Here is a 17,249-nt window from a genome sequence, read left to right on the forward strand (position 1 = left end):
TTAAATAATCTTCCATAAAATAATTACTATTTTTGGAATAATTTCAAAAAACACCTAACACTCACCATGCGAAAAATACAGATTCAAATCTTTCTTCTATTTTTTATAGGTTTTCAGATTTCATTTGCACAACAGCCGCAAAAACCAAATTCAGTTGAAATTTACAATCAAATCAAAAAACTAAACTTTTTAGGATCTGTATTGTACGTTGCCGCGCATCCTGATGATGAAAACACTAGAATGATTTCGTATTTAGCCAATGAAATGAATGCCAGAACGGGTTATTTATCACTTACTCGCGGAGATGGAGGACAAAACTTAATTGGCCCGCAATTGCGTGAATTACTAGGTGTTATTAGAACTCAAGAATTAATTGAAGCTCGAAAAATAGATGGTGGCGAACAATTTTTTTCTAGAGCAAACGATTTTGGTTTTTCAAAAAATCCATCTGAAACTTTAGATATTTGGGACAAAAACAAAGTGCTTGCTGATGTAGTTTGGACCATTAGAAAATTTCAGCCAGACATTATTATTAATAGATTTGATCATCGTTCTCCTGGTACAACACACGGGCATCATACCTCTTCTGCAATGCTGAGTGTCGAAAGTTTCAAATTAACAAACGATCCTAAAGTTTATCCTGAACAATTAAAATATGTTTCTCCTTGGCAGGTAAAACGCCAATTCTTTAATCCGTCTTGGTGGTTCTACGGAAGCCAAGAAAAATTTGATGCTGCCAATAAATCTAAATTCACCAAACTAGAAACAGGTGTTTACTACACAGGAATAGGAAAATCAAATCAGGAAATCGCTGCTTTAAGCCGAAGCCGTCATCAGTCACAAGGTTTTGGAAGTACTGGTGTTCGTGGTGAAGAAACCGAATATTTAGAGCTAATTAATGGCGAAACCCCAAAAGAACGTGATAATTTATTTGACGGTATAGATACAAGCTGGAACCGTGTTAAAAACGGAAAACCAGTTGGAGATTTGATTTCTTCCATCATTTCAAAATACGATTTTAGCCATCCTTCTGCAAGTATTCCAGATTTAGTCAAAGCCTATGCAATGATTCAAGCTTTAGACGATACCCATTGGAAAGAGATTAAACTTGCTGCTATAAAAAACATTATCGCATCTTGTTCTGGTTTATATCTTGAAGCGGTTGCCAGTGAACAAGAAGCAACGCCAGAAAGTACAATAAAATTAACTCTTGAAGCTATTAATAGATGTTCTATCGGAATGCAATTAATTAGTGTAACTACGCTTCCAGGCAATCAAACAACAGCCCAAAACGTTGTATTGAAGAACAATAACGAAAACAAAATTAATCTGCAGCTACAGCTTCCAAACAATATAGAATATACCCAGCCTTATTGGTTAAAAGAAAAAGCGACAGTTGGAATGTACACTGTTTCTAATCAGGAAATTATTGGTATACCAGATATTATTAGAGATACAAAAGTGGTTTTTAACATCAAAATCAATGAGGTAGAGATTCCGTTTGAGCGTACTGTTGTATACAAGTACAATGATGGCGTAAAAGGCGAAATGTACAATTTTCTTGATATCGTTCCAGAAGTTACAACTTCAATTTTAGAAAAAGTTTTAATTTTTGGAAATACTAAAAGCAAAATGGTTCCGGTAAAAGTTCGCGCTGGAAAAGATGATATAAAAGGAAATCTCCAATTAGAGTTGCCTAAAAGCTGGTCTGTTTCTCCAAAAGAAATCCCGTTTGTTTTAGACAAAAAAGGCAACGAGCAAATCTTCTATTTTGAAGTTACGCCTCCAGTGAATGCAGAGGAAGCGACAGTAAAAAGTGTCGCAATTGTAGACAAAAAACGATTTGATAAAGACCAAACTATTATTGATTTTAGCCATATTACCAAACAAATGGTTTTAAAACCAGCTGAATCAAAATGCATTAGAATTGATTTGAAAATCTCTGGCGATGCCATTGCTTATATTATGGGCGCTGGAGACGAAGTTCCGGAAAGTTTGACTCAAATGGGATATAAAGTTTCGATCTTAAAACCCGAAGAAATTACGCCAGAAAAATTAGATTCTTTCAGTACTGTAATTACAGGAATTCGTGCTTACAATACCGTAAATGCTTTGGCAAACAAGCAAAATATACTTTTCAATTTTGTAAAAAGCGGTAAAAACATGATTGTTCAATACAACACAAACGGAAAATTAGTGACAGACAAAATTGCTCCTTATCCGTTGAAATTATCAAACGATCGTGTAACAGAAGAAAATGCTAAAATTACATTCTTAGCACCCAATCATCCTGTTTTAAATACGCCTAATAAAATATCTGAAAAAGATTTTCAAGGATGGACACAAGAACAAGGTCTATATTACCCAAACGAATATGATCCTGCCTTCACTCCTATTATTTCGTCGCACGATAAAGGAGAATCTCCAAAAGATGGAGCTCTTCTTGTCGCACCTTACGGAAAAGGATATTACATTTACACGGGTTTAAGTTTCTTTAGGGAATTGCCAGAAGGTGTTTCTGGAGCCTATCGATTATTATCGAACATTATTTCTCTAAAACAGCCAATTGAAGCTCCTAAACAAGATTTAAAGCAATAAATATGGAAGCTAAAAAAACAAAAAAATGGAAAAAAAGCTACACTTATGTTTTAGTAGCAAATGCAATCTATATTGCTATCTTTTTCTTAATCATGCAATTATACTCATAACCTATGCAGCTATTTGACTGGATTGTACTTATTGTCACACTTTTATTTATTGTTGGATACGGCTCTTGGAAAACCCGAGGAAGTAAAAACGTAGAAGATTTTATTTTAGGAAACAACGAAACGCCTTGGTATACTGTAGGTCTTTCTGTAATGGCGACGCAAGCGAGTGCAATTACATTTTTATCGACTCCAGGACAGGCTTATCACGACGGAATGGGTTTTGTGCAATTTTATTTTGGATTGCCAATTGCAATGATTGTTATTTGTTTGACTTTTATTCCGCTCTATCATAAAAGCAAAGTTTATACGGCTTATGAATTTTTAGAAAAAAGATTTGATGTAAAAACCCGTTCGCTTGCCGCAATTTTATTTTTAGTGCAAAGAGGTCTAGGAACTGGTTTAACTATCTATGCTCCAGCAATTATCTTGTCTGCACTTTTAGGATGGAATTTAACTGTAATGAATATCATTATCGGAGTTTTGGTAATCATTTATACCTTTTCTGGAGGAACAAAGGCGGTAAACGTTACGCAAAAACAGCAGATGTTTGTCATTATGTCTGGAATGTTTATCACGTTTTTCTTGATTCTGCATTATCTTCCAAACGATATGACTTTTAATAGTGCGCTGCATATTGCTGGAGCAAATGACAAAATGAATATTGTTGACTTTTCTTTTAATCCCGAAGAAAAATATACTTTTTGGAGTGGTATTACAGGAGGTTTCTTTTTGGCACTTGCCTATTTTGGTACAGACCAATCACAGGTGGGACGTTATTTATCTGGAAAATCAGTTCGCGAAAGTCAAATGGGATTAATCATGAACGGACTTCTAAAAGTGCCAATGCAGTTCTTTATTCTTCTTACAGGAGTTATGGTTTTTGTATTTTTTCAATTCAATCCGGTTCCTTTAAATTTTAATCCGAATAATAAAATTGCAATTGAGAAGTCGGCTTATAAACAAGAATATCATGTTTTAGAAGAAAAACTAGTGAAACTTTCTGAAGATAAAAAAGTTATTAATTTATTGTACATCGATCAGCTGAATCAAGATTATGACAATCCGATTTTGCGTAAAGAATTGGTTGCGCTATCCAATAAAGAAAAGGATCTTCGCGATAAAGCCAAGGAAATAATTTCGAGAGCCGATAGTAATTCAGAAACCAACGATAAAGATTATGTGTTTTTTCATTTTATTCTGCATTATTTGCCAAAAGGTCTAATCGGATTGTTATTGGCCGTTATTATTTCGGCTGCCATGTCTTCTACTGCTTCTGGATTAACTGCACTGGCTTCTACAACAGCAATAGATATTTACAAACGAAATCAGAAAGAAGAAAAGTCGGAGAAACATTATTTGCATGTTACCAAGTTTTTTACTCTTTTTTGGGGAGTTATAGCAATACTTTTTGCCTGCGTTGGAACTTTGTTTGAAAATTTAATTCAGCTTGTAAACATTATTGGTTCTATTTTTTACGGAACTGTTTTAGGAATCTTCCTTGTAGCTTTTTATACCAAAAGAGTTCAAGCAAAACCAATGTTTATCAGTGCTCTCATAAGTCAGTTTACGATTTTTGTAATTTATTATTTTATGGTTTACAGACAGGAGAAACTGGGTTATTTATGGCTTAATTTTATTGGAGCTATTTTGACTATTGTATTGGCGCTTTTACTTCAGTTTTTGTTCTTTAAAGGAAAATCGGATGATAATGAGTTAATGCTTGAATAAAAGATGATTCGAAAACTGTTTTTAGTGCTATTATTTTTGTCATTCTTTCAGATAGAAAGTCAGAATATTGATACTTCTAATATAGTTGTAGACACTTCAAGTTCGTCTCAATTGTACACAAAATGTTTTGAGAATTTAAATCAAGGAAATGAAATTTTCTTGAAATATCCAGGATTTCAAAGTTCAAAGTTTTGTTCATTAATCACTTGTTCTTTCCTTCTTTCATACAAAGAAGCTGATTTACAAATTGCTGGCGAGCAAAGATTAATTGGCATTGCCACTCAATTATTTAAAGAAGGAAATCCAGTTTATTTAATTAGCGGTTTAGATAGTTCTTTTGAAGCAGCTAAGAAAAATGAAAACTTAGAAGATGACAATCACATTGTTTATATTAGCTATTCCGAGTGTATCAGTCCAGCATTTTTAAGAAAAGTGGCAGAAATTGTAAACCAACAGACTGATACATTAACTAAACAAAAATATCTCAAATAAAGCCTGATGCCCTAGCCCTGATGGAAGCGGCATCCTTTTGTGGCGGGGTTCGCCACAAAAGATACAGCGGACAGCAGGAAATAGCTGCTTAAAATTCGGATAACTATTTTCTTCCAATACAATTCTTCATTTATTGTAAGTAAAAAAGACTATTTTAGTAAGTTGTAAAACTGACCAAAAACTAACCAATTTTAAGCTGAAAAAATGAAGATTTCAGACGATTTAGAAAAACTATTGCCATTTGGCTATCTCTTTTTGATTGTAATGGGAATACTAAAAGACAGTATTTATTATTATCAATTCGGAATTAATATCTTAAGGTATTCTACTATTATGGACGTTTTAATTAGTCCGATTGCTGAATTTACCTCAAACCCAATTATTCTTGGAGCCATAATAATTCTTTTTTTGGTGCATTTTTATCTTCCTTCTTTTTTAGCGAAGAATAAGGATTTGGCCTTTGTAAAAAGATCTTTTGAACTAAAATCGACTGATGCATTATCTCCAGAAGAAACTAAAAGCTACTACAATGGTATTGCCATAAAATCACTTATACTTTTTCTGTTGTCTTTTTTTCTTGGCTATGGTATGGCAGGAGGTTATTTTACTAAGAAAAAGCTAAAAGAAAACAAATTGGATTACAGCTATCAAATGGATTTTAACGAAGGTGAATCTAAAAACGTATTTGTTATTGGAAACAATAGTTTGTACTACTTTTATTTTGTCAAAGGAGATAAAAAAGTAAAAATTACTCCGCTAGCCTCGATAAAAAACATTGAACTCGTTGAGAACAGAATGATTGATTAATTATTGTTATCTAAAAAAAAAGCTTTATGAAAGATCACAGAAAATACAGCAATAAAACCAAAGCTGCTTTTATATTACTAGTTGTGATGCTTATCATTCTGCTTGGTAACTTTAATACGTTGCGAAATTCTAAAAACGTAAATGATAATATCAATGCTATTTACAAAGACCGATTGGTTGTGGCTCATTATATTTTTCAATATTCTAAAGAGCTTCATTTTATAAAAGCTGAAGCTGAAAAATTAGATTTAAGTGACAATATCAAGAAAGATGAAATTATTCACACCTTAGACATTATTCATAATATTGATGATTTGTATGCCAAGACGGTTTTAACAAATAAAGAAAAACAGTACTTTGATGCTTTTTTACTTTCATGCAAAGAAATCAACAAACAGGTTGAAAATAAAGATTGGAACAAAATAGCCAATTCGAGTGCACAAGCATTAAAAACTCTCGAATCTCTTTCGCAAATTCAGATTGAAGAAGGAAAAGCAAAACTTGCTGTCGCAAATGCTATGTACAGCAGAAACAATGTACTTGGCCAACTTCAAATCGCATTGCTGATTATTTTAGGAGGCATTACTTTTTATTTATTAATTATAAAGAAAATAAAAAGGACGGTAAAAATTCCTGAACCGCCCTCTATGAATTAAATTTCTTAAAGTTTTCTTTCTTCTTCTTTTATTGAAAGATCATTGATACTGGCAAAACGTTTTTGCATCAAACCATTTGCATCAAACTCCCAGTTCTCATTTCCATAGGCTCTAAACCAGTTTCCTTCAAGATCTTGATATTCATACTCAAATCGAACCGCAATTCTATTTTCGGTATGCGCCCAATATTCTTTTTTAAGTTTATAATTTTTCTCCTTTTTCCATTTTTGCGTTAAGAACTGTACAATTTCTTCTCTTCCGTTTACAAATTGATTTCTGTTCCTCCACTCGCTGTCAACGGTATAGGCTTTTGAAACTCTTTCTGGATCCTGACTGTTCCAAGCATCTTCTGCTAATTGAATTTTCTCTATTGCTGTTTCATACGAGAAAGGCGGCAATGGCAATTTCTGTTCCATAATAATTAGATTAAAGTTTGGATAATTTTCTTAGTTTGCTCAATAAGTTGATTGGATTTAAAAAGTTGACTTTCTATAATGCAACTCTCAAAAAGTAGATATACGTGATCTGATAAAAGAGTATCATTTAAAATTTCGGTAAAATAGACGCGTAAATCGGCTTTATGGTTTTGAATTACGTCTAAAATTTTAATATTATCGGATTGAATTTCTGATAGAATATTTAGAAAACTGCAACCTCTAAAATTTTCCTTTTTATTCATATAAATTAGGAAATCAAAAGAAGCTAAAATTTTTAGTTTGCTATCCTCTTCTTTGGATGTAAACTTCTGCAATTCTTCAAACCAAAAGAAATGACGCTGATTTAAAAAGGCCACGCACAAATCCTCCTTAGATTTAAAATGCTGATAAAAACTTGCCTTTGCAACTTTTGCCTCTTCAATAATTTGATTGATGCCCGTAGCATTATAACCCTGTGTGTGAAATAAAGTAAATGTTTTTTCTAATATTCTTTCTTTTGGCAGCATAACATCTTAATTTATATCTGCAAATATAAAAAACATTTCACACAAACAGACAAGTCTGTCTATTTTATTTTAAAAACAAAAAAAATCCAAAACTCGTCAGTTTTAGATTTTGATATTTTAAAAATTGGAATTTAAGAATTCGAAAGAATTATTATCTGCTCCATTCAGCGATACTATCTTTATTCAATTTTACGTAATCGGCGTTGTTTGCCGCTTCAGCAGATGCTAAAGAAGCTTTTGCTGTTTCGATTGCTCCTTTTTTATCACCTTGTTTTGCCTGAATTTGAGACTTCAATCTTGTTACGTAATAGGGCTTATCGGAACTCATATCAAGCGCTTTGTCTACATAATTTCTAGCCGTTTCAATATTTCCGTTTGATTGGAATAAATATTGAGATGCTGCAAAATAATCATTCCAAGTTCGAACCAGCCAAAGTTTTCTCAATACTTGCTGTAGCAATTTTAGCTGTTGGAACTTCAAATTTTAAAGATACATGAGAATTTTCCCAAGCGATATCTAAATATCCGAAATTAGGATCTAATCCGTTGATTCCTATTGTAAAAGTTTCAATTGGAGTTGGCAAAGCATCTTCTTTAACTGTAGTTTTTAAAGCTACGTACGAATCGCTCCAGTTTTCTGGCAATCCCCAGTTATCAGTAGAAATATAGAAAATGATATCCCAACTTTCGATTCTAGGAACTGTATAAATTGCATATTTTCCTTTTTTTAGCGTTTTTCCGTCGATAATAACATCATCGCTAAAATTAATAATTGTATTTTCATTAGCTCCAGTTCTCCATAATTTTCCAAACGGAACTAAATTTCCGAACACAGCTCTTCCTCTTGCTCCTGGTCTTGAATACGTAACTTCAACATCAGTTAAACCAACAGTTTGTTTGATATATCCTTTTGGACTTGCTTGTGGAGTTTTTACTTGCGCTTCTGATGCTAATGGCGCTAAAATCAAGGCTAAAGCAATAAGTAGTTTCTTCATTATTTTAAGTTTTATTTTTTATCCAAATTTACAAATTCAATTAGGGAACAAATGTTAAATTTAATATAATTCAGTCCTTTAGCTGTGATATTTTTTCAGCATTCAATTCGTTAAAATGTTCTATAACTAAATCAGCTTCAGATAAATCTTGAAGATGAGAATGCTCACTATTATATCCTATACAATAAATTCCTGCCCCCTTTGCTGCTTTTATTCCATTTGTGCTATCTTCAATAATAACGCATTCTTCTTTTGGCGCAACAGAAAGAGAAGCCGCATGAATAAATATCGCTGGATTTGGTTTTGATTGTGGAAAATCTTCTCCGCTTACAATATGCGTAAAATACTGGTGTAAATTGAATCTTGTAAAAACGCGATCGATAGTTACTTTTGAAGCCGAAGAAGCTAAAATTAATTGCATTCCGCTGTTGTACAAATCTTTAATCAAATCTTCGACTCCATCCAAAAGATGCAAATCTTCCTTAGTATCAAAAGCTTCATTAAAAATAGTTCTTTTTCGCTGAATCAAATCTTCTACTTCCTGCTCTACAGTTGGAAAATAACTTTTTAAAGTTTGAAATGTATTTCGAGTCGAAAATCCAGTAAACGTGGTGTACATCTCTTCTGGAACTTCGATATTCAATTCTGAAAATTGTAAATAGTAGGCATAACGATGAACTGGCTCCGTGTCAACGATTACGCCATCCATATCAAAAATTACTGTTTTAATCATTTTTTTAAGGTACTAAGGTTCTGAGGGACAAAGGTTCAAAGGTTTACTCCTTTTGTGTTTTACTTTGTCAAAGTTTGAAACTTTGACAAAGTTGTTTTAAGTTTTATTTATAAATTCAAGAAGTTAAGATTCAAATGTTTCAGCTAATAAAAAAACTTAGCAACTTAGAATCTTAGCATCTTAGAACCTTATTTTTTAAGCAGATGTCTAATCACTGTTTCGGCAGCGTGCAAGCCAAATAATCCTGGCATATAGCTGTTTGTTCCGTAGAATGACTTTTTAAAGTTTTTACCGTCTGTTAATTTTAAGCTTTTTTCGTCTTGAATTTCAGAAGAGAAAACCACTTTCAGTTTATTGATTTTTACTTCTTTTAAACGCTTACGGACTGTTTTAGAAAAATAGCAGTTAATCGTTTTTGAAATATCTGCTACTTTAACTTTAGAAGCCAACATTTTTCCTCCTGCTCCCATGCTGCTAATGATTTTTACTCTTTTGCGTTTTGCAGCAATAATCAGGTTTAATTTTGGAGTAATACTGTCAATACAATCTAAAACATAATCAAATTCTGGAGAAACAATCTCAAAAGCACGCTCTGGCGAAAGAAATTCCTGAACACGAGTTAAATTCAATTCCGGATTAATATCCATCAATCGATCGCCTACAATTTTAATTTTTGGCTGTCCAACTGTAGAATGCAAAGCTGGCAATTGACGGTTAATATTCGTAATATCTACAACATCTCCGTCTACAATTGTCATGTTGCCCACTCCTGCTCTTGCTAAAAATTCAGCCGCAAAAGATCCAACTCCTCCTAGTCCAACGACTAAAACATTAGATTTTTGTAAATTTTCTAATCCTTCTTTAGTAAACAAAAGCTCTGCTCTTTCTGTCCATTCTGCCATATATTCTCTTTTTTATTTTTTTGTTTCAGGTTTATAGATGTTTCAGGTTTCAAGTTTCAGGTTTCAAGTTTTACGTTTTTCCCAGTTGTCAGGCTGAGCGAAGTCGAAGCCCTATTCTAAATTGGAACGCCCTTCGACTTCGCTCAGGGTGACAAACTTTGAACACAAAAAATCTTTACTCTATACTCTTTATTCTATACTCTTTATTCTATACTCTTTATTCTATACTCTTTATTCTATACTCTTTATTCTTTACTCTTTATTCTTTACTCTTTATTCCTTTTATTGTTTAAATAACCTTTTATAATTACTTAAAATAACGCCTTGTAATTCTTTCAAATTTAAGCATTTATATCCTGAAGCTAATTCATAAACTTGTTGAATCGATTCTTCAATTGTATCGGTTTCTAAGAAAAAACGATCATTTGGAACATTCTGGAAAACCGTTTTCAAATCTGGATTTTTCAATAGATATTTTCCAAACGAAAGATAAAATCCAGCCGCAATTAATTGCTCTGCCAGTTGATTATTTTTTGAAAAGCCATGAATAATCATTGGAACTCTTATCTTCATTTTTTTCTTGATTGCCATTACTTCCTGAAAAGCCGCAACGCAATGAATTACTACAGGTTTATTGAATTTTTCTGCTAATTCTAACTGCTTCTCAAAAACTGAAATTTGCAAATCAAACGGAACTTCAATTCTTTTATCTAAACCGCATTCGCCAATTGCCAAACAGTTTGGATTTTGCAGTTTTTCTTCAATAATTCTCAAATCTTCATCAATTCTATTTTCGTCAATATACCAAGGATGAATTCCGATAGAATAAAACGAAATCGTCTCATCAAAATCTTTTGGATACTGATTAACCAATTCTACGACATTAGATTGATTGGTAAATTGATGCGTATGAAAATTAAAATATTCCATTAATGAAACGCTTTTACTCCTGCTTTAATTTCAATTTTCAAATCATTTTCTTGTGGTACAAGCGGACAAGAATACTTGTAATTATAAGCGCAATACGGGTTATAAGCTTGATTAAAATCGATTGCTATTGTATTTCCTTTCGGAATTTCTAAATCAATATAGCGACCTCCAATGTAGCTTTGCTTTCCACTTGTTAAATCTGAAAAAGGCAAGAAAAGATGATTTTTATATTTTTCTTGAACGATAAGTTCTAAACTTTGATAAACGGCAAGTTTAAAAGCTTTTCCGTTTATTTTAAAGTTTAAAGTACCGTATTTAATATACTTTGGAGTATAATTTCCTGAAGTTTTCATTTCAAAAACTTTTCCCCCTTTGGCTTTTTCCAAAGTGGCAGTTACAAAATAAGTTTCTGAAATAGGAAAAAATTCTAAGCTTTTAAAGGTTTTCAAATCTTCAGCCATCAACGGACTAGTCTTAGGATCAGCAAACTCGGTATTGATTTTCTTTTGAAATTTTTGAACATCGGTCTTATTGAACTTTTTTTGTGCAAAGCCAAAATTAAATACCAACAATAAAGCAAGGGCGTTTATAGTTTTCATCTTAGAAATTTTCTGCAAAAATAGTTCAAAAGTAACAAAACACCAACCACTTAACGAGACAAAGTTTCCTAACTTTGTGACGATAATTTATCAAACAAAATGCTAAAAACTGCCTTAACTCACTACATTAACAACTTTCGAGGTTTTACCAGAGAAGTTTGGATTCTCGCTATCATCACTTTTATTAACCGCGCTGGAACAATGGTTCTTCCTTTTTTATCTAAATATTTAAAAGAAGATCTTCATTTTACCTATAACCAAGTCGGATGGATTATGGTGGCTTTTGGTTTTGGATCTATGTTGGGTTCTTGGCTTGGCGGTAAATTATCGGATAAGATCGGGTTCTATAAAATCATGATTTTTAGTTTATTCACTAGTGGTGTTTCGCTATTTTTTGTTCAATATATTACCACTTTCTAGGCCTTTGTGCCGCCATGTTTGTTCTTATGACGATTGCAGATATGTTTCGTCCTGCTATGTTTGTGTCTCTGGGGGCTTATGCCAAACCCGAAAATCGTACTCGTGCCCTTACGCTTGTGCGCCTTGCGGTAAATCTTGGTTTTGCAGCCGGACCAGCGCTTGGAGGTTTGATTATTATGGGAATGGGATATTCAGGTTTGTTTTGGGTTGACGGAGCTTCTTGTATTATTTCGATTTCAATTTTTGCTCTATTGGTAAAGGAAAAGAAAAAAGTAACGCATGATGATAAAACAGAAAGTGCTACCGATGTAAAATCGGTTTTTCACGATAAAATTTTCTGGGTTTTCTTGTTTGTAAGTTTTATTACAGCAATGATTTTCTTCCAGTTATTTACTACTTTACCTTTATATCATAATGAAAAATTTGGCTTAAGCGAATTCCAAACTGGTTTATTGATGACTTTAAATGGGCTTTTAATCTTTACTCTAGAAATGCCAACAGTTGGATTTTTAGAGCGAAAAGCTTTTCCAAAGATTAGAATTATCATCGTTGGATCGTTTGTTATGGCGAGCAGTTTCTTTTTACTTCTAGTTAATTTCTGGGCCGGAATTTTGGTTGTGAGCATGGTTTGCATTTCGATTGGAGAAGTGCTTACTTTCCCTTTTTCTAACGCATTTGCTTTAAGCCGAGCACCTCGCGGACAAGAAGGCCGATACATGGCACTTTACACAATGAGTTTTAGCCTTGCCCATATTATTAGTTCTAAGCTTGGATTTGAAATTATTACCCGATTCGGCTATCAAATTAACTGGCTTTTTATGGCCTGTATCGGAGTTGTTGCAACCGGCTGCTGCATTTGGATTAAGAATGCTTTGACCAACGAGAAGATTTCGTAAAAAAAAACTTTTAACTTTTTAAAACCTTATCATTCAATTTATTACCATTAAATTTGAATAGCATTTCTGCGTTCAAAACTGAAAGCAAACTTAATTTTTAGTTAAATAACTATTTTTATAGTTGCGTAACTAAAAAAATAGTTGTAGGTTTGAATTAAAATTAGAGAAGATGCAGAAGTTAACAAACAAAGAAGAAGAAATTATGATGATTTTATGGAAGCTGAAAAAAGCTTTTGTAAAAGAAATCCAAGCCGAAATAACAGAAGATCAGCCACATTACAACACATTATCTACAATTGTACGTAATCTGGAGGAAAAAGGATATGTTGATCACAATGCTTTTGGAAATACACATCAATACTTTCCTATTGTAGCAATTGAAGATTACAGAAAAGGATTTATGAAAACCGCAATCGATAATTACTTTAACAGTTCTTATAAAAGTATGGTTTCCTTTTTTGCTAAAGAAGAAAAAATTTCAGCAGATGAATTGCGTGAGATTTTATCAATGATCGAAAATAAAAACGAAAAAAAATAATCAGTTTATGGAAGCAGTTTTCATTTACCTCGCCAAATCAAGCAGCTTAATGCTAATGTTTTATTGTGCATACTATTTTTTACTACGCAAAGAAACATTTTTCAACAGTAACAGATGGTTTCTTTTATCTGGCTTGATAGTCTCAGTAATTTTACCATTATTGACTTACACAAAAGTAATATGGATTGATGCCGCTCCTAATTTCGATACCAACATCCAAACAACATTAATAAATAACTCAGACAGCGAATCGGCAGAATTTAATTGGAATTATATTATTCTTGGCTTATATGGGATTGGTCTTTTAGTTTTTCTTTTAAAACTGGCAATTGATTTTTATAGTTTGAATGCTATTATAAAAGGAAAAAAAATCAAACAACAAGCCGATTTCAAATTCGTAGACATTAACGAGAACATCGCGCCTTTCTCCTATTTTGAATATATCGTGTACAACTCATCACTTTACACAGCATCAGAATTAGAAAGCATTTTAGAACATGAAAAAGTGCACAGCGATCAAAATCATACTTTTGATGTATTGATTTCGAGAATCTTCAGCATCATTTTCTGGTTCAATCCGATCGTATGGCTTTATAAAAAGGCAATCACTCAAAATTTGGAATTTATTGCTGATAGTGAAGCTTCTAAAAAACTTTCGGACAAAAAAGCATATCAATACACGCTTTTAAAAATAACAACACACGAAAATTGTGTTGCAATCACCAATCATTTTTATCAATCATTAATCAAAAAACGAATCGTCATGTTAAACAAAAATCAATCAAAAAAGAGTAATACCTGGAAGTATTACACGGTAATTCCTGCTCTAGCCGCTTTTGTACTTTTATTTCAAGTAGATGTAGTTGCAAAAGAAAGGCAGGAAAATGTGAAAATAGTTTCGAACGAAATTAAATCTGTCAATGTCTTCAAAATCACAAAAAAAACGACAGATGCCGAATTTAAAGAGATTAAAAAAGATTTAAAATCAACTTATAATATCGATGTAGAGTTTTCTGATATCAAAAGAAACTCCGAAAATCTATTAACATCTCTTAGAGTCGATATAATTAATGGTACGCAAAAATCGCAATCTCTACAAACTGGAGATGAAGCCATTAAAGATTTTGGAATTCTTGTTACAACAAACAAAAACGGCACTGTAAAAGCTGGAATTGAGACTTATAGTGAAAAAACCGCTGCCAGCAAAAAAGTAAGTGCCAACGACAAAACAAACAAGACTTCTAAAACAGCAGTAAGCAAAAATTTAACTACTAATACAGAAACCAATGTTAACACTAATTCTAATACTAGTACAAAAACTAACAGTAATAGTAGTGCAAATTCTAGCACTACTGTAATTATTGATAAAGACAATAATACGGTTATTACGACTTCTTCTGATGAAGGAACATCTGTTGCTGTTTCAAATGGTGTAAAAACGAATGTAAAAACAGGTTTTCCGCTTGTCATTTTAGATGGAAAAGATATGCCTGCTGATTTTGATATGAACAGCCTTCCTCCTAGCACGATTAAATCGGTAAGAGTTTTTAAAAGCTTAGATGCTGTAGCTTTATTTGGTGAAAAAGGCGAGCATGGTATTGTCGAAATTAAAACCAAAAAATAAAAAGTTTTAATCTTTTAAATCACTGAGAAATGCAAAAACTGACCAATAAAGAAGAAGAAATCATGCATATTTTATGGAAGCTGAAAAAAGCTTTTGTAAAAGAAATTCAAGCAGAGATTTTAGAAGATCAGCCACATTATAATACTTTGTCTACCATTGTTCGCAATCTGGAAGAAAAGGGATATGTTGCACATAATGCTTTTGGAAATACACATCAATATTATCCAGCTGTAAGCATCGAAGACTATAGAAAAGGGTTCATGAGCACTGCAATTGACAATTATTTTAATAGCTCATACAAAAGCATGGTTTCTTTTTTTGCTAAAGAAGAAAAAATCTCGGCCGACGAATTGCGAGAAATATTAGACATGATCGAAAATCCAAAAGCAGGTAAGTAATCAAAATAGTTATGGAAGCACTTTTCATTTTTATCTTAAAATCAAGCGGGTTATTAGCAATGTTTTATTTTGCTTACATCTTTTTACTTCGCAAAGAAACTTTTTTTAACAGTAGCCGCTGGTTTTTAATGGCGGGATTAATCACTTCTGTGGTATTGCCTTTTGTAGTTTATACGAAAGTGATTTGGGTTGAAGCGCCTCCAGTGCCAGCGCCAGATCCAATAATTACAACTACAACAACGGATGTATCGAATATTCCAACTTCAAATCATGAAGTTGCTGTTTATGACACTCAGCATAAGCCTACAACTGTTTCTGTTATTGAAGAAGAAAATTTTGAAATCAATTGGACTTTGGTTGCAGCTGTCGTTTACGCAATTGGCTTCTTAGGCTTCATGATCAAATTTGCGCTTGATTTTTACAGTCTGAATTCTGTTTTAAAAGGAAAAAAGATTGAACAGCAGGAAGATTTTAAATTTATCGATGTTAATGAAAATATAGCTCCTTTCTCTTATTTCGATTACATAGTATATAACTCATCACTATATACTTCGTCGGAATTGGAAAGTATTTTGGAGCACGAAAAAGTGCACAGCGATCAAAAGCATACCATTGATGTTTTGATTTCTAGAATCTTTTGCATTCTATTTTGGTTCAACCCAATTATCTGGCTTTATAAGAAAGCTATTCTTCAAAATCTTGAATTCATTGCAGATAGTGAAGCTTCTAAAAAAATTGCCGACAAAAAAGCGTATCAATACACACTTTTAAAAATCACAACACACGAAACTTGTGTTGCAATCACCAATCATTTTTATCAATCATTAATCAAAAAACGAATTGTCATGTTAAACAAAAATCAATCAAACAAAAGAAATTACTGGAAGTATTCGGCAGTAATACCTGCTCTTGGTGCGTTTGTTCTTTTATTTCAAATAAGAACCATTGCACAAGAAAAGAAACAAGCTGAAGTTGCAACAATCCAAAGAGACACAGTTAAGAATACAGAGCAAACAATCAAAATTACTAAAAACACGACTGATAAGGAATTAAATGAATTGCCAGGCCAATTAAAGGCAAATCATAATTTGGATGTCGAAATTTCGGATGTAAAAAGAAATACAAAAGAAGAATTGACTGGGATTCAAATCAAAGTAAAATCGGATTCTGGTAAAAAACAAATGATCAGAATTGACGGAGACGAAGCTATTAAAGACTGCGAATTGGCAATTGGAACAAACGAAAATGGATCAAAAGCTATTGTAATTAATACCGATGGAAATTTCAAAACACCAATGATTATCAAAAACAACAAAGTTATTGTTCGCACTTTTGGCAATGGAGAATCTGATGTTGCAGCTCCTACACCTCCTACTCCGCCAGCATTTCCTTCATGACCAATGCCTCCTGTTCCAGCAATTGATATGTCAAAAATGCCAAAACCTCCTGTTGCTCCAAAAAATCCAAAAGATAAAGTAGCAATGGCTAAATTTGAAAAAGACATGGAAGCATTTGGAAAACAGATGGAAGCGTTTGAGCCTCAAATGAAAGAATACGAAAAGCAAGTTGAAGCTATCATGTCGCAAAGAGCAGAAGTTTATGAAAAAGAAATGGCGAAATATGAAATTGCTATGGAAAAATTCAGCGCAAACATGGAAAAGTTCAACTACGACTTTAACTTCAAATTCGGAGACGATTCTAAAGACTATGAAAATAGCATGAAACAATACGAGCAAGACATGAAACAGTATGAGCTTGATATGAAACAACATGCTAAAGATATGAAGCAACATGAAAAAAACATGAAACAGCATGAAAAAGACATGAAGCAGCGTGAAAAAGAGATGAAAGAAATGGAAAAGCAGAATAAAAAAGCTTAA

Annotated in this window: 16 protein-coding genes and 2 pseudogenes; 11 read left to right on the top strand and 7 right to left on the bottom strand. The window is 32.7% G+C overall.

From position 1 onward, the window contains the following. Positions 1 to 66 precede the first annotated feature (66 nt). The 5 genes from ACPWTF_RS25485 to ACPWTF_RS25505 all read left to right on the top strand — a co-directional run bounded on the left by ACPWTF_RS25485 (position 67) and on the right by ACPWTF_RS25505 (position 6,391). Positions 67 to 2,598: a PIG-L family deacetylase gene (locus ACPWTF_RS25485; protein ID WP_427873831.1), complete on the top strand. Its 2,532-nt coding sequence runs from the start codon at positions 67 to 69 to the stop codon at positions 2,596 to 2,598. 113 nt (positions 2,599 to 2,711) lie between these two features. Beyond that, entirely contained in the window at positions 2,712 to 4,436 is a 1,725-nt protein-coding gene (locus ACPWTF_RS25490) for a sodium:solute symporter (protein WP_095931157.1), read from the top strand. A 3-nt stretch (positions 4,437 to 4,439) separates the two neighbouring features. After that, positions 4,440 to 4,928 carry a hypothetical protein gene (locus tag ACPWTF_RS25495; protein ID WP_427873832.1) on the top strand — a complete coding sequence of 163 codons (489 nt, stop codon included), beginning with the start codon at positions 4,440 to 4,442 and terminating at the stop codon, positions 4,926 to 4,928. Positions 4,929 to 5,132: 204 nt separating this feature from the next. Then, on the top strand, positions 5,133 to 5,735 hold the full coding sequence (locus tag ACPWTF_RS25500) for a hypothetical protein (protein WP_427873833.1): 603 nt from the start codon (positions 5,133 to 5,135) through the stop codon (positions 5,733 to 5,735). A 26-nt stretch (positions 5,736 to 5,761) separates the two neighbouring features. Beyond that, positions 5,762 to 6,391 (top strand): MCP four helix bundle domain-containing protein, encoded by a 630-nt coding sequence (locus ACPWTF_RS25505; protein WP_427873834.1) that lies wholly within the window; start codon positions 5,762 to 5,764, stop codon positions 6,389 to 6,391. A gap of 5 nt (positions 6,392 to 6,396) precedes the next feature. Here the strand turns inward: ACPWTF_RS25505 and ACPWTF_RS25510 are convergent, their stop codons facing one another. From ACPWTF_RS25510 to ACPWTF_RS25540, 7 genes and pseudogenes are all read right to left on the bottom strand, one after another. Beyond that, complete coding sequence (locus tag ACPWTF_RS25510; RefSeq protein ID WP_427873835.1) at positions 6,397 to 6,807, bottom strand: DUF1348 family protein; 411 nt, start codon at positions 6,805 to 6,807, stop codon at positions 6,397 to 6,399. Between the two features lie 5 nt (positions 6,808 to 6,812). Continuing rightward, complete coding sequence (locus ACPWTF_RS25515) at positions 6,813 to 7,334, bottom strand: TetR/AcrR family transcriptional regulator (protein WP_427873836.1); 522 nt, start codon at positions 7,332 to 7,334, stop codon at positions 6,813 to 6,815. Between the two features lie 151 nt (positions 7,335 to 7,485). Beyond that, a pseudogene (locus ACPWTF_RS25520) lies at positions 7,486 to 8,329 on the bottom strand (DUF2911 domain-containing protein). Positions 8,330 to 8,399: 70 nt separating this feature from the next. Beyond that, positions 8,400 to 9,062: an HAD family hydrolase gene (locus tag ACPWTF_RS25525; protein WP_427873837.1), complete on the bottom strand. Its 663-nt coding sequence runs from the start codon at positions 9,060 to 9,062 to the stop codon at positions 8,400 to 8,402. A 188-nt stretch (positions 9,063 to 9,250) separates the two neighbouring features. After that, the gene (locus ACPWTF_RS25530) at positions 9,251 to 9,964 is read right to left on the bottom strand and encodes a tRNA threonylcarbamoyladenosine dehydratase (protein WP_250836263.1); all 714 of its coding nucleotides are present in this window, start codon (positions 9,962 to 9,964) and stop codon (positions 9,251 to 9,253) included. 282 nt (positions 9,965 to 10,246) lie between these two features. After that, entirely contained in the window at positions 10,247 to 10,894 is a 648-nt protein-coding gene (locus tag ACPWTF_RS25535; RefSeq protein WP_427873838.1) for a TatD family hydrolase, read from the bottom strand. Further along, complete coding sequence (locus ACPWTF_RS25540; protein ID WP_250836216.1) at positions 10,894 to 11,493, bottom strand: DUF1684 domain-containing protein; 600 nt, start codon at positions 11,491 to 11,493, stop codon at positions 10,894 to 10,896. The genes ACPWTF_RS25535 and ACPWTF_RS25540 overlap by 1 nt, the downstream gene beginning before the upstream one ends. A 99-nt stretch (positions 11,494 to 11,592) precedes the next feature. Between ACPWTF_RS25540 and ACPWTF_RS25545 the strand changes: the two are divergent. From ACPWTF_RS25545 to ACPWTF_RS25570, 6 genes and pseudogenes are all read left to right on the top strand, one after another. Continuing rightward, positions 11,593 to 12,809: pseudogene (locus tag ACPWTF_RS25545) on the top strand (MDR family MFS transporter). Between the two features lie 169 nt (positions 12,810 to 12,978). Next, the gene (locus tag ACPWTF_RS25550) at positions 12,979 to 13,347 is read left to right on the top strand and encodes a BlaI/MecI/CopY family transcriptional regulator (protein WP_427873839.1); all 369 of its coding nucleotides are present in this window, start codon (positions 12,979 to 12,981) and stop codon (positions 13,345 to 13,347) included. 7 nt (positions 13,348 to 13,354) lie between these two features. Next, positions 13,355 to 14,971, top strand: a complete 1,617-nt coding sequence (locus ACPWTF_RS25555; RefSeq protein ID WP_427873840.1) for a M56 family metallopeptidase — start codon at positions 13,355 to 13,357, stop codon at positions 14,969 to 14,971. Positions 14,972 to 15,000: 29 nt separating this feature from the next. Next, the gene (locus ACPWTF_RS25560) at positions 15,001 to 15,369 is read left to right on the top strand and encodes a BlaI/MecI/CopY family transcriptional regulator (protein ID WP_095931144.1); all 369 of its coding nucleotides are present in this window, start codon (positions 15,001 to 15,003) and stop codon (positions 15,367 to 15,369) included. An 11-nt stretch (positions 15,370 to 15,380) separates the two neighbouring features. Beyond that, entirely contained in the window at positions 15,381 to 16,766 is a 1,386-nt protein-coding gene (locus ACPWTF_RS25565; protein ID WP_427873841.1) for a M56 family metallopeptidase, read from the top strand. A 3-nt stretch (positions 16,767 to 16,769) separates the two neighbouring features. Next, the gene (locus tag ACPWTF_RS25570; RefSeq protein ID WP_427873842.1) at positions 16,770 to 17,249 is read left to right on the top strand and encodes a hypothetical protein; all 480 of its coding nucleotides are present in this window, start codon (positions 16,770 to 16,772) and stop codon (positions 17,247 to 17,249) included.

It is taken from the genome of Flavobacterium sp. MMS24-S5, assembly GCF_050320125.1.
GTDB classification, from domain to species: domain Bacteria; phylum Bacteroidota; class Bacteroidia; order Flavobacteriales; family Flavobacteriaceae; genus Flavobacterium; species Flavobacterium tyrosinilyticum.